21 protein-coding genes are annotated in these 19,838 nt (G+C 62.8%); 11 read left to right on the top strand and 10 right to left on the bottom strand.

Annotation, left to right across the window (positions count from 1 at the left end):
- Position 1: 1 nt before the first annotated feature.
- Positions 2-646 (bottom strand): hypothetical protein, encoded by a 645-nt coding sequence (locus tag IPL79_07335; GenBank protein MBK9070796.1) that lies wholly within the window; start codon positions 644-646, stop codon positions 2-4.
- 73 nt (positions 647-719) lie between these two features.
- Between IPL79_07335 and udk the strand changes: the two genes are divergently transcribed.
- Together udk and IPL79_07325 are read left to right on the top strand one after the other, a co-directional pair.
- A complete protein-coding gene (gene udk, locus IPL79_07330) occupies positions 720-1,331 on the top strand; it encodes a uridine kinase (protein ID MBK9070795.1) in 612 nt (203 codons plus the stop codon).
- A complete protein-coding gene (locus IPL79_07325) occupies positions 1,328-2,062 on the top strand; it encodes an RNA methyltransferase (GenBank protein MBK9070794.1) in 735 nt (244 codons plus the stop codon). Before udk ends, IPL79_07325 begins: the two co-directional genes overlap by 4 nt.
- A gap of 8 nt (positions 2,063-2,070) precedes the next feature.
- On the opposite strand, the gene IPL79_07320 is transcribed toward IPL79_07325, so the two are convergent.
- Entirely contained in the window at positions 2,071-2,490 is a 420-nt protein-coding gene (locus tag IPL79_07320) for a hypothetical protein (GenBank protein MBK9070793.1), read from the bottom strand.
- Positions 2,491-2,596: 106 nt separating this feature from the next.
- On the opposite strand from IPL79_07320, the gene IPL79_07315 reads away from it, so the two are divergent.
- On the top strand, positions 2,597-3,562 hold the full coding sequence (locus IPL79_07315) for a class I SAM-dependent methyltransferase (protein MBK9070792.1): 966 nt from the start codon (positions 2,597-2,599) through the stop codon (positions 3,560-3,562).
- Here the strand turns inward: IPL79_07315 and IPL79_07310 are convergent.
- Positions 3,559-4,494 (bottom strand): 1-acyl-sn-glycerol-3-phosphate acyltransferase, encoded by a 936-nt coding sequence (locus tag IPL79_07310; protein ID MBK9070791.1) that lies wholly within the window; start codon positions 4,492-4,494, stop codon positions 3,559-3,561. The genes IPL79_07315 and IPL79_07310 overlap by 4 nt on opposite strands.
- Before the next feature lie 169 nt (positions 4,495-4,663).
- On the opposite strand from IPL79_07310, the gene IPL79_07305 reads away from it, so the two are divergent.
- From IPL79_07305 to IPL79_07275, 7 genes are all read left to right on the top strand, one after another.
- The gene (locus tag IPL79_07305) at positions 4,664-5,161 is read left to right on the top strand and encodes an NAD(P)H-dependent oxidoreductase subunit E (protein ID MBK9070790.1); all 498 of its coding nucleotides are present in this window, start codon (positions 4,664-4,666) and stop codon (positions 5,159-5,161) included.
- On the top strand, positions 5,158-6,516 hold the full coding sequence (gene nuoF, locus IPL79_07300) for an NADH-quinone oxidoreductase subunit NuoF (protein MBK9070789.1): 1,359 nt from the start codon (positions 5,158-5,160) through the stop codon (positions 6,514-6,516). The genes IPL79_07305 and nuoF overlap by 4 nt, the downstream gene beginning before the upstream one ends.
- Positions 6,513-7,301, top strand: a complete 789-nt coding sequence (locus IPL79_07295) for an NADH-quinone oxidoreductase subunit J (protein ID MBK9070788.1) — start codon at positions 6,513-6,515, stop codon at positions 7,299-7,301. Before nuoF ends, IPL79_07295 begins: the two co-directional genes overlap by 4 nt.
- 17 nt (positions 7,302-7,318) lie before the next feature.
- Positions 7,319-7,618: an NADH-quinone oxidoreductase subunit NuoK gene (nuoK, locus tag IPL79_07290; GenBank protein MBK9070787.1), complete on the top strand. Its 300-nt coding sequence runs from the start codon at positions 7,319-7,321 to the stop codon at positions 7,616-7,618.
- 7 nt (positions 7,619-7,625) lie between these two features.
- On the top strand, positions 7,626-9,932 hold the full coding sequence (gene nuoL / locus IPL79_07285; GenBank protein ID MBK9070786.1) for an NADH-quinone oxidoreductase subunit L: 2,307 nt from the start codon (positions 7,626-7,628) through the stop codon (positions 9,930-9,932).
- Between the two features lie 3 nt (positions 9,933-9,935).
- The gene (locus tag IPL79_07280; protein MBK9070785.1) at positions 9,936-11,558 is read left to right on the top strand and encodes an NADH-quinone oxidoreductase subunit M; all 1,623 of its coding nucleotides are present in this window, start codon (positions 9,936-9,938) and stop codon (positions 11,556-11,558) included.
- A 115-nt stretch (positions 11,559-11,673) separates the two neighbouring features.
- Positions 11,674-13,011 (top strand): NADH-quinone oxidoreductase subunit N, encoded by a 1,338-nt coding sequence (locus IPL79_07275; GenBank protein ID MBK9070784.1) that lies wholly within the window; start codon positions 11,674-11,676, stop codon positions 13,009-13,011.
- Between the two features lie 15 nt (positions 13,012-13,026).
- Here the strand turns inward: IPL79_07275 and IPL79_07270 are convergent, their stop codons facing one another.
- From IPL79_07270 to IPL79_07250, 5 genes are all read right to left on the bottom strand, one after another.
- The gene (locus IPL79_07270; GenBank protein MBK9070783.1) at positions 13,027-13,506 is read right to left on the bottom strand and encodes an EF-hand domain-containing protein; all 480 of its coding nucleotides are present in this window, start codon (positions 13,504-13,506) and stop codon (positions 13,027-13,029) included.
- 119 nt (positions 13,507-13,625) lie between these two features.
- Positions 13,626-14,174 (bottom strand): hypothetical protein, encoded by a 549-nt coding sequence (locus IPL79_07265; GenBank protein MBK9070782.1) that lies wholly within the window; start codon positions 14,172-14,174, stop codon positions 13,626-13,628.
- A gap of 166 nt (positions 14,175-14,340) precedes the next feature.
- The gene (locus IPL79_07260; protein ID MBK9070781.1) at positions 14,341-14,670 is read right to left on the bottom strand and encodes a hypothetical protein; all 330 of its coding nucleotides are present in this window, start codon (positions 14,668-14,670) and stop codon (positions 14,341-14,343) included.
- Between the two features lie 3 nt (positions 14,671-14,673).
- Positions 14,674-15,735, bottom strand: coding sequence for a hypothetical protein (locus IPL79_07255; GenBank protein MBK9070780.1), 1,062 nt, complete (start codon positions 15,733-15,735; stop codon positions 14,674-14,676).
- A gap of 61 nt (positions 15,736-15,796) precedes the next feature.
- Complete coding sequence (locus IPL79_07250) at positions 15,797-16,429, bottom strand: hypothetical protein (GenBank protein ID MBK9070779.1); 633 nt, start codon at positions 16,427-16,429, stop codon at positions 15,797-15,799.
- 362 nt (positions 16,430-16,791) lie between these two features.
- On the opposite strand from IPL79_07250, the gene IPL79_07245 reads away from it, so the two are divergent.
- Positions 16,792-17,334, top strand: a complete 543-nt coding sequence (locus IPL79_07245) for a GNAT family N-acetyltransferase (protein ID MBK9070778.1) — start codon at positions 16,792-16,794, stop codon at positions 17,332-17,334.
- Here IPL79_07245 and IPL79_07240 read toward each other — a convergent pair.
- Together IPL79_07240 and IPL79_07235 are read right to left on the bottom strand one after the other, a co-directional pair.
- Positions 17,331-18,050, bottom strand: coding sequence for a response regulator (locus IPL79_07240; protein ID MBK9070777.1), 720 nt, complete (start codon positions 18,048-18,050; stop codon positions 17,331-17,333). The two genes, IPL79_07245 and IPL79_07240, sit on opposite strands and share 4 nt — an antisense overlap.
- Positions 18,047-19,465: a HAMP domain-containing protein gene (locus IPL79_07235; GenBank protein MBK9070776.1), complete on the bottom strand. Its 1,419-nt coding sequence runs from the start codon at positions 19,463-19,465 to the stop codon at positions 18,047-18,049. The genes IPL79_07240 and IPL79_07235 overlap by 4 nt, the downstream gene beginning before the upstream one ends.
- Positions 19,466-19,838 lie beyond the last annotated feature (373 nt).

Raw genomic sequence — 19,838 nt, 5'->3', positions numbered from 1 at the left:
GTTACCTTGCAAGCGGTGGCACGATCGTGCCGCCCGCGGGCGCAATGCCATGGCCGAGCGCATATCGCGTCAGATCAGAGTTGTTTCGCAGGCCGAGCTTCTTGAGCAGCTGACCGCGATGCGTGTCGACGGTCTTGATGCTAATCGCGAGCAGGGCCGCAATCTCTCGATTGGTCATGCCCGTGGCGAGGTGACCGAGCACCTGGGACTCTCGCCGCGAGAGGCGCCTTGCGTGGATTGGGTGCGCGGGCGAGGTCGCTTGCGACAACAGGCGCGCGATGACGCCGGCCACTGATCCATCGTGCCCGTCGGCCACGGCGATGCGACGCTGATCCTGATCGCGGGCGTGCAGCGCGATGCGGACGGTGGGCACGGCATCTACTTGCGCCAGGAGTTCGGGGGAGAGGCTCGCGTACAGGTCGGCATCGACAACGGCGCCACCGATGCCCGCACGCAAGTGGACGGCCAGCGCGGGCGCATCTGAAACGACGTCGACGCTGACGAACGCCTGGCTGGCGAGCAGGCTGACGCGCAACGCATCGGTTGCTAGAGACGGTGCCGACAACAAGATGAGTCGCATGCTCGCGCAGCGACTATAACCCGTAAGCCCTTGAATGTCCGTGGATCGGCTCGCCAACCTCGACATGGCCTCCGCGGTGGCTTTCCAAACACCAGGGCGTATGAGATAGCCCCGCACCGTGAGCCAACGCGCTGTTAGCCTGATTGTCGGCATTGCTGGGGGGACCGGCTCGGGCAAGACGACGATCGCGCAAAAGTTGGCGGCCGCGATTCCCCCTGGGCGCTGCAGCCTCATCGAGCACGACGCCTATTATCGCCAATTGGCCCATCTCTCCGAGGCGGAGCGCGCCGCGGTTAATTTTGATCATCCCAGCGCGCTGGAAACCGAGCTGCTCGCGGCACATCTCGTGAGCCTACGCGCCGGGCGCGACATCGATGCGCCCATCTACGACTACGTTGCGCACACGCGCAGCAGCAAGACGCGGCGCATCGAGCCATGCCCCATCATTATCGTCGAGGGCATTTTAGTGTTTGCAGAACCGCAGCTGCGCGAGCTCTTCGACATGAAGATCTTTGTCGACACCGACGCCGATATTCGCCTCATGCGGCGCATCCGCCGCGACATCGAGCAGCGCGGGCGCACGTTCGCTGCCATTCGCGATCAGTATTATTCTACCGTGCGGCCGATGCACCTCGAGTTTGTCGAGCCTTCGAAACGCTTCGCTGATCTCATCATCCCCGAGGGCGGGGATAACCGCGTCGCCCTTGAGCTATTGCTCGGGCGCTTCGCGCACGTCGCGTTCGGACCATGAACCTCATCCTCGCGACCGCCGCCGAGCTAGATGCCCGCGGCCGGGTGTGGCTTTGCGATCGCCGCGCCGATCATATCAAGGCCATGCTCGCACCGGTGATCGGGCGTGGCTACGAGATGGGCCTCGTCGGCGGCTCGATCGGGCAGGGCGTCGTGACGCAACTTGACGCGCGAGGGGTGGAACTAGAATTTCGCGCCACCGGGCCGAGTCGCGCGCCGCTGCCGCTGCACTTGGTGGTTGCGCTGCCGCGGCCAAAAGTCGCGGCACGCATCCTCGAGGCCGCAACCACATTTGGCGTGCGCTCCATAACCCTCATAAACAGCTGGCGCGTCGATAAAAGCTATTTCGCATCGCCGCTGGTCGCGCCGCCGGCTATTGAGGCCGCGCTATGGCGCGGCGCCGAGCAGGGCAAAATTACCCACCTGCCAACGGTCACGATCGTTAACCGATTCATGGCCTTCATCGAATCAGCCCCGGCCGCGGGCCTTGCGATGATCTGTCATCCCGGCGCGCCGCTCACCATGCGCAACGCGTGCACCGAGGCCGTCGGCCAGCCAATTTCAGCAACCGCGCCGGCGGTCGTCGTCATCGGCCCCGAAGGCGGCTTCATCGATCGAGAGCTGCAGACATTTGCCGACCGCGGCTTTGTTCAAGTTGGCCTATCGGCCGCCACGCTGCGCTGTGAGCAGGCTGTCTGTGCGGCGCTCTCTCAGTTTGAGAGTGCGCGTTAGCTTCTAGATCAGTATGGCGCCGCGTTGGGCGCAGGTGGTGGCGGTGGTGGGTAGGCAGCCGCTGGTGCAGGTGCTGGCGCGCCCGCGCCACGGCACGCGTACTCGACGCGCCACTCGACTTTGTCGGACGTTGAGGTGACCGTTTGCGAGCGCGCGGTGGCGCCGCCGCGGCGGTCGTCGCGAACGGCGGTGGCTTGGTCTTGCACGGTTTCCGAACCAACGACCGCTTCGCCTTCGGAAATGACGTCATAGTTGCCAGGGCCGCAATGCGACGACATTTGCCTGTGGGCGTCTTCCATGGCTTTTGCGCGGTCGCCTTCCAGCGCGATGACGCCGCCGTATTGGGTGCGGCTGACGGTGCGCGCGGCGCCGCACGCCGTGAGCGCGGCAATGGCGAGGACTAGGAGCAGAGATGAGATGTTCTTCATGGTGGTACCCTTTGTTGCGGACGTGGGCGCATACTACACATTGACCGGGGCGAACCACAACCACCGATTGCTGGCGTCGTAGTGGAAAAACGAGTACCTACGGGCCATGTCGGAGGACCGCCGTCAGGCCCAGGCGACGATGTTTGCCAATCGCCTGGCCAAAAATACGACGCGGCTGCGGGCGTGGCTTGGGCGCGAACACATCGCGTGTTACCGGCTGTATGACCGCGACATCCCGGAAATTCCGTTGTCGGTCGATGTGCTCGGCGACGCGGTGGTCATCGCCGATAGCCGCCTGCGCGACCAGGGCACCCCCGAGGCGGAGGCGTGGCTGCAGGCCATGTGCGACGTGGTCGTCGCGGCGACGGGGGTGACGCGCGCCATGATCTATATCAAGCAGCGCCGCCCGATGAAAGATCGGCGCGCGGCGGGGGCCCAGTATCAAAAAAATGAGGCCGAGGAGCGCTGGCATTTAGCACGCGAAGGCGGCCATGGATTTTGGCTTAACCTCACCAACTATCTCGATACCGGCCTTTTCCTCGATCACCGGGTGACGCGCGGGCTGGTCGCGCAGGAGGCCGCGGGCAAAAGCCTGCTCAACCTGTTTTGCTATACCGGCGCCTTCTCGGTGCACGCCGCGGGGCAGGGCGCGGCTAAAACCCTTTCGATCGACATGTCCAACACCTACCTCGAGTGGGCGGCGCGCAATTTTAAGCAAAACCGCATGGACCTGGGCGCGCATCGCCTGCATCGCGCCGACGTCCTGGCGTGGCTAGCGTCGCCCGGCAGCGAGCAATTCGACGTCGCAATCGTCGATCCGCCGACGTTTTCAAACTCCAAGAAGATGACGCAAGAATTCGATGTCTTGCGCGATCACCCGACGATCCTGCGCCAGGTGTTTACGCGCATGCGGCCCGGCGGCGTGGTGTGGTTTTCGACAAACCATCGCCAGTTTCAGCTTCTGCCGGCGTTGGCCGACGAGTTCGCCGTGGTCGAGATGACGGCCAAGACGATTCCACCCGATTTTGTCCATTCCAAACCCCACAAGTCGTACCGCTTAACACAGCGCTAGCGATCGCGCACGGCCAAGGATTTGCTGCGCTGCCAAAGCGCGCTGGCGGCGTGGGGCACGGGATGATTTGCCAGCCACGCCGGGTCGTCGTCGGAAATTTCGCCGGCGGCACAGGCCGCGCGCAGCTCGCGCTCACGAGGCATGAGCGCCTCAACGTGCGCCATGAAGCGATCCGCGGCGCGCTTCTGCAGCGTTAGGCGCGGTGGTTTGGCGCGCAAGTCTTCGTAGTCAATCGGCTTACCAAAAACTAAAATGATGGGGCGAAGGTGGCGGCCGTCAGCGCTCCGCGTGGACTTGAGCTCGCCAAGCAGATCATTGCTAAGCCCGGCGCTAAACACCGGTAGCACGGTGGCGCCGGATTGCAGCGCGATCTTGCCGACGCCAGGTTGCGCCGGCAGCAAGACATAAGGGTCGGCGCCGCGGCTGCGCGTGCCCTCGGGATGGATGCCGACAACGTGGCCAGGTTGTTTGAGCGAAGCGGTGAGGTAATCGACCGCCGCGTTGTTATACGCCGCCTTGCTCGTCTCGCGAAAAATGGGCGGATACATCGCGCCGCCACCGAGGCCCATGTTGACCAGCGTGCCGATGGGCGAGTCGTAGAAAAAACGAGATCTCACGGGGAAGGAAAACGTCTGCGTCCACGCGATATCGCGGTGGACCATGGCGAGCAAGATGGCAAATAGGTCGAAGAAGGTCCGATGGTTTGAGACGATGATGACGCCGCCATGCGGCTTATATGAGGTTAATTCATCAAGGCCGTCCACGAGGATTCGTCGCCCTAAAACCTCGAACGCGAGTCGGTAGGTAAGGCCTCGAAGGAGCAAAAATTGCAACCGCTGGCCGGCGCTGGTGCCGTTGGCCGCCGATCCGAGGCGGTGTGCCAAGTGTTCCCACCCGCGCAGCCTCGAATCATCATTTTGATCGCTGTCCACGCTGCTTCACTATGCCGCAGCGGGCGAGCGCCTTCGAGCGCTTTGGAGGTCGATTGGACGGTCCGCTGAAACATTTCACCGAGGGCGGATCTCGGCGGGCCGCCTTATTGACGCACCTGGGGCGTGCTCGTATTGTCCGCCCGCCGACCAGACGAGAGGCAAGTATACGATGTCACTACAGTTCTCAGCCGACGGGCGCAAAAAAATCGAGACGCTTTGCACGCGTTATCCCTCCAAGCGGCCCGTCGTAATCGCGGCGCTCCATCTCGCGCAGAAGGAATTCGGCCATCTCTCCGATGACGCTCTGCGCTTGGTGGCGACCACGCTCGACCTGCCTTATCCGCATGTGTACGGCGTCGCGACGTTCTACACGATGTATCGGCGCGAGCCCGCGGGCAAAAACATCGTGCGGGTTTGCACCAATATTTCGTGCATGTTGCGCGGTGGCTACGACGTGATGGCCGCCTTCACCAAGAAGCTGGGCCTGCAGGAAGGCGAATCAAACGCCGAATTCTCGCTGGTCGAGGAAGAATGCATCGCGGCCTGCGCCAACGCGCCGGCGGTGGTGTGCGGCACCAAATATTTTCTCGACGTTACGCCGGAGCAAGTCGGCGACATCGTCGAATTCCTCAAGAAAAATCCGCACTCCGAAGGAGACGTGGCATGACCGCTGGCAACGACGCGCCCAAAATTATTACGTCGCGCTGGGGCGACGAGGCGGCCAAGACCATCGCGCGCTACGAAGCGCTAGGCGGCTACAAGGCGCTGCGCAAGGCGCTTACCATGAAGCCTGCCGACATCACGGCCGAGGTGAAGGCCTCCAATTTGCGCGGCCGCGGCGGCGCGGGCTTTGCGACTGGCGTTAAGTGGGGGTTTATTCCCGCCGGATCCAAAGACGTGCATCTGGTTTGCAACGCCGATGAATCCGAGCCGGGCACCTGCAAAGACCGCGAGCTGATGTACTGGGATCCGCACCTGCTGATAGAGGGCATGGTGATTGCCGCCTTCGCGCTTGGCGCCAAACACAACTACATCTACATCCGCGGCGAGATGATGCGCGAATTTGCGGTGCTGCAGGTCGCGGTCAAAGAGGCCTACGACAAAGGCTACCTCGGCACCAACGTGCTCGGCAGCGGCTTTGAATGTCACCTCACGGTGCATCGCGGCGCCGGCGCGTACATTTGCGGCGAAGAAACCGCGCTGCTCAATTCGCTCGAAGGCGAGCGCGGCCAGCCGCGCCTTAAGCCGCCCTTTCCGGCGGTCAAGGGCCTGTTTGGCAACCCCACCATCGTCAACAACGTCGAGACGCTGGCGAATGTGCCGTGCATCGTCGACAAGGGCTCGGCGTATTTCGCCGGCATCGGCATCGGACGTTCGGGTGGTACGCGCACGCTGTGCGTGTCGGGCCACGTCAACAAGCCCGGCGTCTACGAAGTGCCCATGGGCATGACGTTTCGCCAGCTCATCGATGATGTCTGCGGCGGGGTGTGGAAAGGCCGCAAGGTCAAGGCCGTGATTCCCGGCGGTTCATCGATGCCGCCGCTCGACGCCAGTGAGCTCGACGTGCCGATGGAGTTCGATGCACTACTGACTGACGAACGCATCAAGCCGGTCGAGGTTTCGCCGGGTAAATTGTTTGATATGGGCGGCGGCCGCGCGCTGCGCTCGATGGCTGGCTCGGGAGGCATTGTCGTCATGGACGACGCCACCGACATCCCGATGGCGGTATGGCGCATCATGAAATTTTACGCGCATGAATCCTGCGGCCAGTGCACGCCTTGTCGCGAAGGCACCGGCTGGATGGTGCAGGTGGCCAAGCGCGTCGCGCACGGCGAGGGCAAGGCGGGCGATGTCGAATTGCTCGCCAGCATCGCGGACGCGATCGCGGGCAATACCATTTGTGCGCTGGGCGAGGCGGCGGCGTGGCCAATGCTTGGCTTTCTCACCAAATACCGCGGCGAATTTGAGGCCAAGGTTGCAAAGGCAGTTGCGGCGGCAGGCACGGCAGGAGCAGCGGCATGAAAGCGATTCTAATGTTCCTACTTGTTGCGCTGGTCGGTCTGGCCGCGGCGCATGCCCAGCCTGGTCACGAAGGTCACGCGCATGCGTTGGCCGGCCAGCCCCATCCAGGCGCGCCGGCAGCGGATGCGGCACGCGATTGGGTGTACGCTGCGGGATTCGCTCCGGCGCCCATCGAAGCCCAACCCCTGCGCAACGCGCAAGACCCCAACTCTACCGCGCCTATCGACAAGAAGACGAGCTCAGGCAAGGGCATGGCGCTCTTGTTTTGGGCATTCGCGCTCGTCGTCATCGGCGGCGGCGTGTTTGTCATCACGCGGCGCAACATGGTGGTCGCCGTCATGGGCATGGTGGCAACGTTCTTTGCCATCGCCGCGCTCTACATGATGCTCTACGCCACGTTCCTCTCGATCATTCAAATCATGGTCTACGCCGGCGCCATCATGGTGCTGTTCGTATTCGTCATCATGGTGCTCAATCGCCCCGAAGACGAGCCGTGGGCGCCGCAGGACGTGCTTGGCAAGGCGCTTGCGGCCGCCGCCATCTTGTTCTTGTTCGTGCGGCTCGCTGGTGCCGTATGGGGCACCAAGACGCCGGATGCGTCGCTGGTCGCGCCGAGCGTAACGCCGCAAGGCTACGAGTGGGGCTCGACCGCGGCGGTCGGCCACGAGCTATTCACGAATTATCTCTTTCCATTTGAGGCGGTCTCGATCTTGCTGCTGATCGCCGTCGTCGGCGCAATCGCGGTGGCCAGGCCGCCTGCCAAGGCCGAGGAGGGCACGCCATGAGCGACCTGCTGTTTAATATCGGCTACGGCCATTTTCTCGTGTTGTCGGCGCTGCTGTTTTGCATTGGCATCGCCGGCGTACTCTTTCGCCGCAACGCGCTCATCGTGCTGATGAGCGTCGAGCTCATGCTCAACGCCGGCAATATCGCCATGCTCGCGTTCTCCCGCATGCATGCCGATACCAGCGGCCAAACCTTTGCGCTCATGGTCATCGCGGTCGCGGCCGCCGAGGTCGCCGTTGGCCTGGCGATCGTCGTCGCGGTGTTCCGAGGCCGACGCGACGTCAACATCGACCATCTCAATGCGATGAGAAACTAGAGGGATTATGGGGAACTCATTGCTTTGGATCCCGCTGCTGCCGCTGCTTGGCGCGCTGATCAACCTAACCATCGGCAAGCGCCTCGGGCGCACCGCCGTCCACTTCATCGCGATTGCGGTGGTGGCGGCATCGTTTTTTGTCGTCCTCTCGCAGGTGCTCGGACCCTTGCGCGACGCATTTGCGGCCCATCTCGCCGGCGATACCCAGGGCGTGCTCGAGCTCAAAGAGGTCGTCTACACATGGATGGAAATCGGCCGCTTCAAGATCGAGCTGGCGCTGCGGCTCGACACGTTGTCGGCCGTGATGACGCTTATCATTACGTTTGTCGGCACGCTGATTCACATCTACTCCACCGGCTACATGGCGCACGAGCCGCGTTACGCCGCGTACTTTGGCTATCTCAACCTGTTCATGGCCTCCATGCTCATCTTGGTGCTCGGCGCCAACGTGCCGGTCATGTTTATCGGCTGGGAAGGCGTAGGGCTATGCTCGTTTTTGCTCATTGGCTTTTGGTTCGAGAACGAAAGCTACGCCAACGCCGGCCGCAAGGCCTTTGTCGTCAACCGCATCGGCGACTTCGCCTTTCTCCTCGGCATGTTTTTGCTCTACCTCGCAACCAAGGACCTCGGCCTGGCGCAGAGCCTCGACTTTGCCGATTTGCGCAGCGCCGGCGCGGTGACCGCGTATCAGCAAACGTGGTGGGGCGGTGAAAACCTCGCCACCGCCGCGGGCATTTTGCTGTTCATCGGCGCGTGCGGTAAGTCGGCGCAAATCCCACTTTACGTGTGGTTGCCCGACGCGATGGCGGGCCCAACCCCAGTTTCTGCGCTCATCCACGCCGCCACCATGGTCACCGCCGGCATCTACATGATTTGCCGTCTGTCATGGCTGTTCGCGGCGTCGCCGGTCGCGCTCATGGTGGTGTCCACCATCGGCATGGCTACGGCGCTTGCGGCCGCGTTCATGGCGTTTGCACAAACCGACCTCAAGAAGGTGCTGGCGTATTCGACCGTGTCGCAGCTCGGCTTTATGTTCGTCGCGGCTGGCACCGGCAATTGGGTCGCCGCGATCTTTCACGTCGGCACCCACGCCTTTTTCAAGGCCGGGCTTTTTCTCGGCGCGGGCTCCGTCATGCACGCCATGAGCGGCTCGGGCGACATCATGACAATGGGCGGCCTGCGCAAGCGGCTGCCAATCACGCACCTGTGTTTTGTCATCTACTGCCTGGCGATCGCTGGCTTTCCGCTGACCTCGGGGTTTTTCTCGAAAGATGAAATTCTTGCCGGCGCGTGGGCGGCTCACCTCGAAGGTTGGCCCGCTTGGTACGGCAAGATGCTGTGGGGCGGCCTAACGCTGGCCGCGCTCGGCACCGCGTTTTACATGTGGCGCCTCTACTTCTTGGTGTTTGCTGGCAAGTGCCGCGCCGACGAAGAGACCAAGGCTCACATCCACGAATCGCCGGCTTCCATGACCGGTCCGCTGCTGGTGCTGGCGGCGCTGTCGCTGTTCGCCGGCTTTATTGGGCTGCCGCATCTTCACGCGCTTGAAGACATCCCCGGCATTTTTCATGGCATTTCAAGCTGGCTCGATCCCGCGGTGAAGGCCGGCGTGGTCGGTCACAATTCGGACGGCACGACCTACGCGCTGTTGGCGATCGCCAGCGGCGTTGGGCTGCTGGGCATCTTCTTGGCGTGGCGCATGTACGGCAAGGGGCCGTCGCCTGCCGCCGAGAAATTTGCCAATGGCGCTGGCGCACGCGCCTACGACCTTTCCAAAAATAAGCTTTATGTCGATGAGTTTTACGAAGCCACCATCGTGCGGCCGTTTCGCGCGCTCGCGCGCGGCACGTTTGAAATTGTGGATCGCTTTGTCATCGATCTGGTTGCGGTCACCGGCGTTGGCGTCATCGCCAAGGGTGCCGGCGCCGGCGTACGATGGCTACAAAACGGTCAGGTGCAGCGCTACCTCCTAGCGGTGGTGGTCGGCGGGGCCGCGATGTTTTTTATCGCCACCCGCCACGACCGCCCGACGTTTTCGTATCACGCCGAGGGCGAATTTTTGGTGCTGCAGGCGGAGCCCGGCAACGGCCTAGCTGAGGTCGGCAATGTGTATCGCTGGGACACCAACAGCGACGGCGTCGTCGATGTCGAGTCGCCCAGCCCGCGCTTGGTTGTGCGCCCCGGCGATGTCAGCGCCGATATCACCATGTGGATCGTTGCGCCCTCCACGGGTTCCACGCACAAGGTGACGCGCACGGTGCGTCAGCCGGCCGCCGAGGGCGCAAAGCCCGTCGGCATGCTTGGAGGGGAGTAGGTCATGGACGGTTCGTTTTTGTTGCCGCTGCTAATCGGCTTGCCGGTGGTCGGCGCACTGCTCGTCATGGTTTCGCCAAAGGGTGAGGGCGGCCTGGCGCGCATGCTGGGCCTTTCGTTTTCACTCATTACATTTCTTGTCTCGCTTGGCGTCTTCGCCTACTTCCGCGCCAACCTGGGCGGGATGCAGCTGGTGTTTGACACCGTGTGGGTTAGCTCGCTCGGCATCCACTTCAAGACGGGCATCGACGGCATCTCGCTGTGGCTGCTCATTCTCACCACATTCATGACGCCTCTCACCCTATTCGCGGCCAAGGGCTCAATCGACAAGCACGTGCGCGAATTCGTCGCCGCCATGCTGCTGCTCGAGGCTGGCATGATTGGCTCGTTCGTCGCGCTCGACTTGTTCGTGTTCTACGTCTTCTACGAGATCATGCTGGTGCCGATGTACCTGCTCATCGGCATTTGGGGCGGTCAGCGCCGCATTTACGCGTCGATCAAGTTTTTCGTCTTCACCATGGTTGGCTCGCTGCTCATGCTGGCGGCCATCATCTTTCTTTACGTCACGCATGGCCAGGTCACCGGCACATACACGTCGGATCTCGAGGCGCTTTCTAACCTCATCCTGCCGCATCAGGCGCAGGTGTGGTGTTTTGCGGCTTTTGCCTTGGCGTTCGCCATCAAGATTCCGCTGTTTCCGGTGCACACGTGGTTGCCCGATGCCCACGTCGAGGCGCCAACCCCGGGCTCGGTCATTTTGGCCGGCGTCATGCTCAAGTTTGGCATCTACGGTTTTCTCCGCTTCGCCATGCCGCTGTTTCCGGCTGGCGCCGCGGAGCTGGCGCCCTACATCGCCGTGCTCGCGGTGATAGGTATCGTCTATGGCGCGCTGGTGGCGTTCTCACAGGATGATGTCAAAAAAATCGTCGCCTATTCCTCGGTGTCGCACCTTGGCTTCTGCGCGCTCGGGCTCTTTGCCATGACGCTCACGGGCATCCAGGGCTCCATCTTTGCGATGTTGTCGCACGGCCTTACCACCGGCGGCCTGTTTCTCGGTATTGGCGTGCTCTATGAGCGCCGCCATACCCGACGGCTCGCGGAATACGGCGGTATCTGGAAGCAAATGCCGATTTTCGCCGGGCTCTATCTCATTGTCACCATGGGCTCGGCTGGTCTGCCGGCGACGTCGGGCTTTATCGGCGAATTTCTCACCATCTTTGGCACCTTTACCGCTAGCAACTTTCCCGGCAACTATTCGATTCCAAATCCGATGCTGCTCGGCGCCTTCGCGGCCACCGGCGTGATTCTCGGCGCCATCTACTTGCTCTACATGTTTCAGAAAGTGTTTTTCGGCAAGCTCGACGTCGCCAAGAACGGCGGCCTCAAAGACCTTAATGGCCGCGAGCTCGCGGTGTTTGTGATTCTCTGCGTCGGCATCATCGGCATGGGCGTGGCGCCGCACCGCATCCTCAAGAGCATGGAGCCTTCGGTGCAAACCTTCGTTCGCAACTTCGGACGGGGCGTCAGCGAGCCCGATGGCCCGGCACGGCTTTACGGCACGCCGGTGCCTAGCCAGCCGCGCGCCGCCAAGACCGCGCCGGTCGCACAATTAGGAGTCGGCCAATGATGACGTTTCAGCTCTCAGATTTGGGCTATATCGCGCCGCTGATCATTGCGGTCGTGGCCGGCATTTTTCTCATCCTCGCCGAGGCGATGTTCAAGGGAAAAATCACGCCTCGCTGATGGGTCTTACCGTCGCCAGCGCGCTGGTCGTCGCCGTGACCGCGCTTGTCCACTACAACAACATCGGTGACCGCGAGGTGGTGCTGTTTAACGGCATGCTGGTCGCCGACAAGCTTGGCTATTTATTTTCCGCGTTGGCGGCGTTCGCCGTCGCCATCGTCGCGCTCATCGCCGGGCCGCACCAGCGCACGCACGCGTGGGAAAACGGCGAATTCTTTGGCATCTTGCTGCTGTCCTCCACCGGCATCATCATGTTGGCGCACGCCGGCGACCTGATGACCATCTTCTTGGGGATCGAGACGCTTTCCATCGCCGTGTACGTGTTAACCGCGCTGCGAAAAAAATCGGCGCGCGGCAACGAGGCGGCGATGAAGTACTTCCTCATGGGCGCCTTTGCCACCGGCATCTTGGTCTACGGCATGGCGCTGCTCTATGGCGCCGCGGGCACGACCAACCTTGCCGCCATGGCCGAGCGCTTGGTGGCGACGCCAAACCTGCCGCTCACCGTAGCGGGCGCGTTTCTCGTCGTGATCGCCTTTGGCTTTAAGATCGCCGCGGTGCCGTTTCACATGTGGGCGCCAGATGCCTATGAGGGCGCGCCAACGCCGGTTACCGCGTTTATGGCGGCGGCGGTCAAGGCCGCGGCCGTGGTCGCGATGATTCGCGTCTTTGGCACCGCGCTCGGCGGCGAGGTCTTGCCGTTCGGCACCCTAGGGTGGGCGAGCCCACTCGTCATCATGGCGGCGCTTACCATGACGGCCGGGAACCTCGCGGCGCTGAAGCAAAACAACATCAAGCGCCTGCTGGCTTACTCGTCGATTTCTCACGCCGGCGTCATCTTGGTTGGCGTGACCGCGATGGCCTGGGCTCGGCCTCGGCGATTTCGTCGTTGGTTTTATGTGATGGCCTACGGCCTCACCACGCTGGGCGCGTTTGCCGTGGTCGCCTATATCGGCAGCAAAGACCGCGAGCGCCTGCTGCTCGATGACTGGGCCGGCCTGGCCACCTCGCATCCTGGCGCCGCCTTGGCCATGACTATTTGCATGCTGTCGCTGGGCGGGATTCCCCCCACCGCCGGCTTCATGGGCAAGTTCCAGATCTTCAAGTCGGCGATGGAGGTCTATGACGGCCAGCTGCTCTGGCTGGTCATCCTCGGCATCCTCAACTCGGCGGTCAGCATCTATTACTACCTCAAGGTTGTCACCGCGATGTACTTCAAGCCGGTGGCGCAGCCCGTTGGCGAGCTACATGCGCCAAGCCAGGCCTTTGTCATCGCGCTATGCGCGGTGCTCGTGATGGCGATGGGCCTGCTGCCATCTTTCTGGATGGGCCTTTAAGAGGGCAGTGAGACGCTAAGCGCCGGGGCGTGCGCCCTGGTCGCCCGGGCCGTGTTTGACGCCGCGACCGCCTTTGCCGCCGTGATGGCCCTTGCCGCCGCGCTGACCTCTTTGCGGCGCGTGCTTGACGAATTCCTCGCGCGAGATGGCGCCGTTCTTATCGGCATCCATGAGGTCAAAGTGCTCTCCACGGCGCTCCATGTGCTTCTGCTTGCGCGCTTCGTGGGCGGCCGTGAGCTCGGCCACCGTTAGCATGCCGTCGGAATTGGCGTCGAGCTGATCGAAGTGTTTGGCAAAACGGCCCGCGACCGCGGCCTCGGCCTTGCTGATGACGCCGTCCCGGTTCGTGTCGAGCTTGGCAAATTTCTCGGCGGGCGTCATGCGACCTTTTTGCGGTCCGGTTGGCGCCGCGCCGCCTTTGGCACCTTGTCCTGGCTGGGCCATGGCGACCGATGCAGAGGTGAGGATCGAGACAAGCAATACGAGTTTTTTCATCTGGTTTCTCCTGGTTGGCATCGAGGAACGAGCTCGATACACCCAGCATGCCGCGCGACTGTGCAGTGGGTTTGCAGCCATTATGGAGAAATTGCGAAGCCTGTAAGCGCATGGTTTTATTAAATAAAACCGTCATCATCATCGTCGTCGTCGCCGAAAAGAAAATCAAATAGGTCCAGTCGGAACTTCCGCTTTTGCCCATGCATGGGGCTCCAGGTTGAGAGATCTGGGATGGCATCCTCATGCGGCGATGCTGATGACCCCACGCTTATGGGCTCCCGCATGGTGCGCAAGGTTTGCCTGTAGGCTCGAGATTCGCGGTAGGCATAAAAGGCAACGGCAACGCAAAATACCGTCGCAACGGCGAAGCGGGGCGCCAGGTTAATGCCATCGTCAGCATCAATAGCCAGCGCCGTGATCGTCGCGGCAATGAACAGTAGGCCGATCAAGCAGAACATTTTTAAGGTCGAGCGCGCGAGCCGAAATCGTCGCTTGACCTGGTCGCGGCTTAGATGGTCGCCGATATCAGAAGCACCCTGATGGGCCTGAATTTGCGATAGGGTGCCACAGGGCCCGCATCGAAGTCCTTTGCCGGTAAGGTCGGCTCGTTCCTTGGGTAGTGATTTGCCGCAATACGCACAGACAACTTGCTCGCTAGGGCTGGTCATGTCGATGCTGGGGAACATATACCAAACGGCGTCGCTTATGGTGCGTTATGCTTGCGCGCGGCAAGGGCCAGCAACGAGTCGACGGGTGATAACGCGCTGACAACGAATGTGCCCGCGGGGCAAAGCAACTCGACAATGTCGCGGTCGTAGCTAATTTACCTGCCTGCTAAGGCGTATCGACAAAGCCCTGGTGCTCAAAAACATCCCAAAGTTCAACGCGCTTGCCGGCCCTTTGCAGGGTGAGCAGGAATTGAACTCGGTCGTCATCAAATATGAGCCGGATGTCCTCAAGCCGCCCGGCGCCATGTTCGTCCTGGTAACGCGCACTAAAGGTCAACATCCGCGCATAGACCGCCGTCATGAAGCGTAGCTCGAATAGGGAAGACAGCGCGCTGCGTTTATAGATTTGCGTGCTCCGTAATAACTCGCGTGGTGAAATAGAGGCCGTAAGCTTGCGCTCTGACCGCGCACCAAGCCTCGCCAGCAACGCCTCCATCTGCTAAACGAGCTGTGACTTGGCGAGCTCGAGACTTGCGTCGTCGGGCGTCCACGACCTGGCGCCCGCCCGCCCCAAGCGGCCACGAAACGTTTGCGTTGCCTTGCCAGCTTCCTTGCGGACCCGCTTACCACCGGCGCCGGGCGTCAGGCCAAAATCGATGGTGCCCGCCGGCGTTGTGACCCGCAGGCTAAAATGTTCTAGCCCTTCACCATCTGGAAAAAAGCTGTCGATCGAAATTGCTTGGCGAAAGCTACCAGTTTCGGCATGCGCCTCGCCCCTGGCGACGAGCTGATACTTAAAGAATACTTCGTAGCGCGCGCCAGGCGGCAAGGAATTGATCCCGCCGCGCAACGCCAGCCGCAGCCGGCCCGCGGCCTGCGGATGCGTTGCATGCCGCGGCTCGAAGTCAATCCGGGCGCTCACCACTTCGTGATTGAGATAGGGCGCGACCTGTATGGGCACCGTGACCTCCGCGCGATCGCCGCTTTCCGCGGTCGCACTACGCGCGATGGCGGTGGCGTGCCCTTCAGCTACGACGATGCTCGTGGTGGCGCTAGATCGCGCTTTGCGCCCACGGCTGGGCGCCTGCCGCCGCTCGATGACGAGCACTTGCCCCGCCGCGATCGGCTCGGCCACCTCAAGGTGGTGCGTCATGCCAAGCGGCACGTCGCTGGCCTCGCCGCGCACCGGCACACGCGTGCCGCGCATGGCGCGCCGCAAGCGCCCAGGCGTCAAGCGTCCATCGCGCGCCGCGTCCCACGAGATGCCTTCCGTTCGCACCTTGTGGACCTCGTACGTCACGCTGCCACAATCATCGCAGGCACTCTCAGCGTCGTGCGAGATGCCCAGCACGTTGATGGTCCGTTGCGCCGCAGGCGCCTCGGCGCCTAGGTCGAGCGCCCCAACTGGCTTGGCGAGCGTGAAATTGGGCACCAGCGTCGCGCGGGTGGTTACGGCGGCCTTCGCCTTCATCGAGCCTGGACGCTGCGCCCATGATGAAACAGGCGACGCCGCTAGCATGGCCGCCGCAAGCGTCGAAACGATCAAACCGAAGTGCTTCATTGGATGGCTGCTTGCGAGGGATATGGTTTCGATATGCAAGACCTAAGGCAAATCGCGCGGCCTACGTCGCGGAGGCGACAGCTTCCTGTTTCGCCGCCATGGCGTCGTGCTTGAGGCCCTGCAACATGACGCGAACGTTGACGATGGCGCCCGCGAGAAAGCCGCCCGCGAAACCAACCCAGCCGCCGAGATCCGAGGCAGCCTGCAAGTTGTCGCTGCCAGCATCCACAGAGGCGATGCCGAGGCCGAGTGCAATGAAAGGACTTAGAACCGTGGCCGAAACCAAGCCGACGACGATGCCGGACAACGTGCCTACCACGCCTGTTTGGGCAATCCCTAAGACCGACATCCCCAGGTACTTCGCGCCTAGCAAGGTGAGCTTGCCCACTCGCTTGGCAATTGCTTTTAGACCGCGCCCGGCTTGAGGGTTGGCGGCGGCGGCGCCTGGCTTGCGTGCCTTAGCGCTTGGCTTGGCAGCCTCAGCCTGGCTGGCTGCAGGCTTGGCGGTGGTCAGCTTAGCAGGAGTCACGTTATTTTTGAGGCGCCCCGACGTGGCTGCTGGCTTTTCGTAGGAGCCGACCGACGCGCTGACGCCGCCCCTCGGCTTAGGCCTGCTGCCCGCGGCCTCAGCCACCCGCGGCATGGCGGCTATTGAGTAGACGATGCAAATAATGGCGGCGCAAAGCTTTTCCATGCTTTGCGGTAAACAGCAACATGCATGCCAGCGCTAGCGCCGGCCGCAGCGCGGTGCCAACCCTGCGGCTGCGCCGTGCCGCATGCCTCGCGTGCGGTGCGTGGGGCTTGCTGCCCCCGGAACGTGGCAAGGCGCGTTGCCGCCAAAAAACGCCTGGCCTTGTGTTGTGCGCACGCGCGCTAACCGCGGCAAGCTTGCGCCGCCAACCTAAGAGTTGTCCACACGCACGGTATCTGGCGCGCCAGCCGCGGCTCAGGCTCAATGGAGCGTATATAGTTCGGTCGTCGGTAACCACGCCCGTGTCCGCTGCCAAATTGAATACCATGCGACCCCGTAGCAACCTTATCCTTGAAACTGATCGGATGTGGCTGGTCAACTGTGACCTGGTTATCCTCGAGCACCTCTTCGCAGGCGAGGCGAAGCTTGGTGACTACCTGGGCATTGAGATTCCTTCCAAATGGACCGAATTTGGCGAGCCCGCGTTTCGCTGGACCTGGGACGCCTTGCACCGGCATCCGGGCACCGAACGCTACTGGTCATACCTGCCGGTCTTGAAGTCCGAAAATATGCTAGTTGGATCGTGTGGCTTCAAGGGCCCACCGACCGCGGCAGGCGTGGTGGAGCTTGGCTACGAAATCGCCGAAGCCTATCGCGGGCGAGGCTTGGCGACCGAGGCCGTGCACGCACTCGTGCAGCAAGCCTTCGCCGAGGCAAGCGTGGTGAAAGTGCAAGCGCACACCTTGGCTGAGGCAAATGCATCCAACCATATCCTGCAAAAATGTGGCTTTGATTTCGCGGGGGAGATTACCGACCCTGACGACGGCGTGCTGTGGAAATGGGACATTGGGCGCGAGCGTCAGGGCGAAAATCGCGGCAAGCAAGCGCGGTCGCATTCTGCCGGCTAGCTGGCAGAAGTGTCCGCGGATTCGCGCAGCCGATAGCCGACGCCGTACACCGATTCGATGACGTCGGCGTCCTCGCGGACGTCGGTGAGTTTTTTGCGAAGGTTCTTGATGTGGCTGTCCATCGTGCGGTCGGTGACGATGCGGTCGTCGTCGTAGACCTGTGCCATCAATTGTTTGCGGCTAAAGACGCGGCCGGGCGTCGCCGCCAGCACCCACAGCAGGCGAAACTCTACCGGGGTCACGTCCAGCCGCTTGCCATCGAGCGTGAGCTCAAAGCGAGCGCGGTTGAGGACCAGGCCAACGGCAGGGGTTAGTTCGTCGGCGCCCGTCGTCGCGGCGGCCGCCACGGGCACCGGCTTTGCGAGTCGCCGCATAATTGCCGAGATGCGCGCCACCACCTCGCGCGGGCTATAGGGCTTGCAAATGTAGTCGTCGGCGCCGAGTTCAAGCCCGAGAATGCGGTCGATTTCTTCGACGCGCGCGGTTAAGAAGATAATGGGCACGCTTGAGAACGCGCGAATCTCGCGGCAGATTGCCAGTCCATCTTTGTTTGGCAACATGACGTCGAGCAGGATGATGTCCGGCGGATGCTGCCGAACATGCGGCACCACGAGCGCCCCATCGTGCAGCATGTCGGCGTGATGGCCGACCGTGACCAAGTAATCGCGCAGCACGCTGGCGAGCTTGGGCTCGTCTTCGACGATCAAGACATTCACGTTTGCGCTCCCTTGCGCGTTGGCAAGACCATCGCGATACCGAGGCCGCCGCGCGGCGAGGCAAAGGCGCTAATGCTGCCGCCATGGCGCAACGCTATCGCCTTGCACAGCGCGAGGCCAATGCCGCTGCCGCCGTGTTGTCGCGAGCGGTCGCCCTCGGCCGTAGCGGCCTGGCTTTTGTAGTAACGCTCAAACAAGCGGGGTAGGGCAGCGGCCGGCACGCCTGGCCCGCTGTCCTCAATCGTCAAGCGCACGGTATCGGCCTCGCGCGCAAGCGCCAGCCACACCTCGCAGCCTTCGGCCGCATAGCGGACGGTGTTCTGCAAGAGATTGGTCAGCACGCGCTCAAGCTGCGCCGCGTCGCCTTGGACATCGACGTTCGCCTGCAGATCCTCGCGGTGAACGTGCAGCCGCCGCGCCGCGAGCGCCGTGGCGAAGCGGTCGATGGTTTTGCTTGCCAATCCAGATAGGTCGACGGGCCGTGTTTCCATCGGCAACTCGCCGACGTCGGCGAGCGCCAACATGCGAATGTCATCGACCAGCCGCGCCAGCCCCGCGACCTCGCCTCGCAGCGACTCCGCGGCGGCGGGCGACCACGGCCGCACGCCATCTTGCAGCGCCTCCAGCTCGCCTTGCAAGATCGCCAGCGGCGTCCGCAATTCGTGCGCGAGGTCCGCCATCAGGCTTTGCCGCGACGCCTGTTGCGCGGCGAGCGCGGCGGCCAGGGTATTGACGTCATTGGCGAGCTGGCCGAGTTCGTCGTTCGACGTTTTCGCGATGGCCACGCCGTAGTTACCGCTCGCCAGCGTCCTAGTTGCCGCTGCCATGTCGCGCACCGGCGAAAGCATGTTGCGAGCCAATAGCCAGGCGATCGCGGCCGCACCTAGCAAGGAAATCGCCAGCATGCTCCAAATGAGGCGACGTTGCGCCCCCGCAAATTGGCTGTCGGCGGCGTCGATGTTAGACGCGGGAAAGGCGATCGCAACCGTGCCGACTGTCGCACCCGCGACGACAATGGGTGCACGCGGCGCGGCATCGGGCAGGTTGCGTCGCCCAACGATGACCTCGCCCGAGGCGTCGTAGAGCGCCGCCGCCAGCCGCCCGGGGCCGCGCGCTCGCCCCAGCGGGCCAGCGGGCGCCGCGCCGCCGCCGTCGGGCTCAAGTTCGCCGCGCAGGATCGGTTGCAACAAACGGCGCCACATCCGCCGGTCCTGCGTCAGGCGCTGCCAACTGCCAAATTCGGCGTAGTGGTCGCCCAAGGCCGACGCCACGGCCTCCAAGGCCGCCCGCTGGCGAGTTGTCACGTAGGCATCAAACCCGCGATCAAACGAGCGCACCGTCGCCACCGCCGTAAAAATCGCCAGCGCGACACACGGCGCCGCAACCGCTATAAAAAGTTTTGTCGCCAGCCGCACGCTGCCTCCATGGTACAGGTTTCTCGGCGCGACGCTACGCCTGGCCCGTCCCGTCCCCGGCGCTAGTTGCCGTGACCGAACCGCCGCTTTCTCTCCGGTCACGCCCACCCATGCGCCGGCCACGGCCCCCAAAAGGCCAGTGGCCCGGCGCGACATGGATCGCGTTTTTGAAGATCTTCAATTTAGTAGGGCCATCCTAAACGGTTGCCTTGCTGCCCAAGTCGCGCCGGGGCGCTGGCCATTTGGAGCCGCGCCCGGCGCCTGGGCAATCAACCAAACGTAAAACTACGCATCACAAGGGGTTGAACGCCGATACAGGTCAACTGTGCGCCGGACACGGTCCATTTAGAGGCCAGTGGCCCGGCGCGACATG

The sequence above is a fragment of the Myxococcales bacterium genome, from assembly GCA_016716835.1.
GTDB lineage: Bacteria > Myxococcota_A > Polyangia > Haliangiales > Haliangiaceae > JADJUW01.
Note: the sequence above shows the minus strand (reverse complement) of the source record. Positions and strands in the feature narration are given on the sequence as shown.

What these genes read in the sequence shown, in the direction of transcription:
- IPL79_07270 (MBK9070783.1), bottom strand. Translation starts at nt 13,506, where the DNA reads ATGAAAAAACTCGTATTGCTTGTCTCGATCCTCACCTCTGCATCGGTC.
- IPL79_07265 (MBK9070782.1), bottom strand. Translation starts at nt 14,174, where the DNA reads ATGACCAGCCCTAGCGAGCAAGTTGTCTGTGCGTATTGCGGCAAATCA.
- IPL79_07320 (MBK9070793.1), bottom strand. Translation starts at nt 2,490, where the DNA reads ATGAAGAACATCTCATCTCTGCTCCTAGTCCTCGCCATTGCCGCGCTC.
- IPL79_07305 (MBK9070790.1), top strand. Translation starts at nt 4,664, where the DNA reads ATGTCACTACAGTTCTCAGCCGACGGGCGCAAAAAAATCGAGACGCTT.
- IPL79_07280 (MBK9070785.1), top strand. Translation starts at nt 9,936, where the DNA reads ATGGACGGTTCGTTTTTGTTGCCGCTGCTAATCGGCTTGCCGGTGGTC.
- nuoF (MBK9070789.1), top strand. Translation starts at nt 5,158, where the DNA reads ATGACCGCTGGCAACGACGCGCCCAAAATTATTACGTCGCGCTGGGGC.
- IPL79_07335 (MBK9070796.1), bottom strand. Translation starts at nt 646, where the DNA reads ATGTCGAGGTTGGCGAGCCGATCCACGGACATTCAAGGGCTTACGGGT.
- IPL79_07275 (MBK9070784.1), top strand. Translation starts at nt 11,674, where the DNA reads ATGGGTCTTACCGTCGCCAGCGCGCTGGTCGTCGCCGTGACCGCGCTT.
- nuoL (MBK9070786.1), top strand. Translation starts at nt 7,626, where the DNA reads ATGGGGAACTCATTGCTTTGGATCCCGCTGCTGCCGCTGCTTGGCGCG.
- IPL79_07245 (MBK9070778.1), top strand. Translation starts at nt 16,792, where the DNA reads ATGTGGCTGGTCAACTGTGACCTGGTTATCCTCGAGCACCTCTTCGCA.
- IPL79_07260 (MBK9070781.1), bottom strand. Translation starts at nt 14,670, where the DNA reads ATGGAGGCGTTGCTGGCGAGGCTTGGTGCGCGGTCAGAGCGCAAGCTT.
- IPL79_07325 (MBK9070794.1), top strand. Translation starts at nt 1,328, where the DNA reads ATGAACCTCATCCTCGCGACCGCCGCCGAGCTAGATGCCCGCGGCCGG.
- IPL79_07255 (MBK9070780.1), bottom strand. Translation starts at nt 15,735, where the DNA reads ATGAAGCACTTCGGTTTGATCGTTTCGACGCTTGCGGCGGCCATGCTA.
- IPL79_07250 (MBK9070779.1), bottom strand. Translation starts at nt 16,429, where the DNA reads ATGGAAAAGCTTTGCGCCGCCATTATTTGCATCGTCTACTCAATAGCC.
- IPL79_07315 (MBK9070792.1), top strand. Translation starts at nt 2,597, where the DNA reads ATGTCGGAGGACCGCCGTCAGGCCCAGGCGACGATGTTTGCCAATCGC.
- IPL79_07295 (MBK9070788.1), top strand. Translation starts at nt 6,513, where the DNA reads ATGAAAGCGATTCTAATGTTCCTACTTGTTGCGCTGGTCGGTCTGGCC.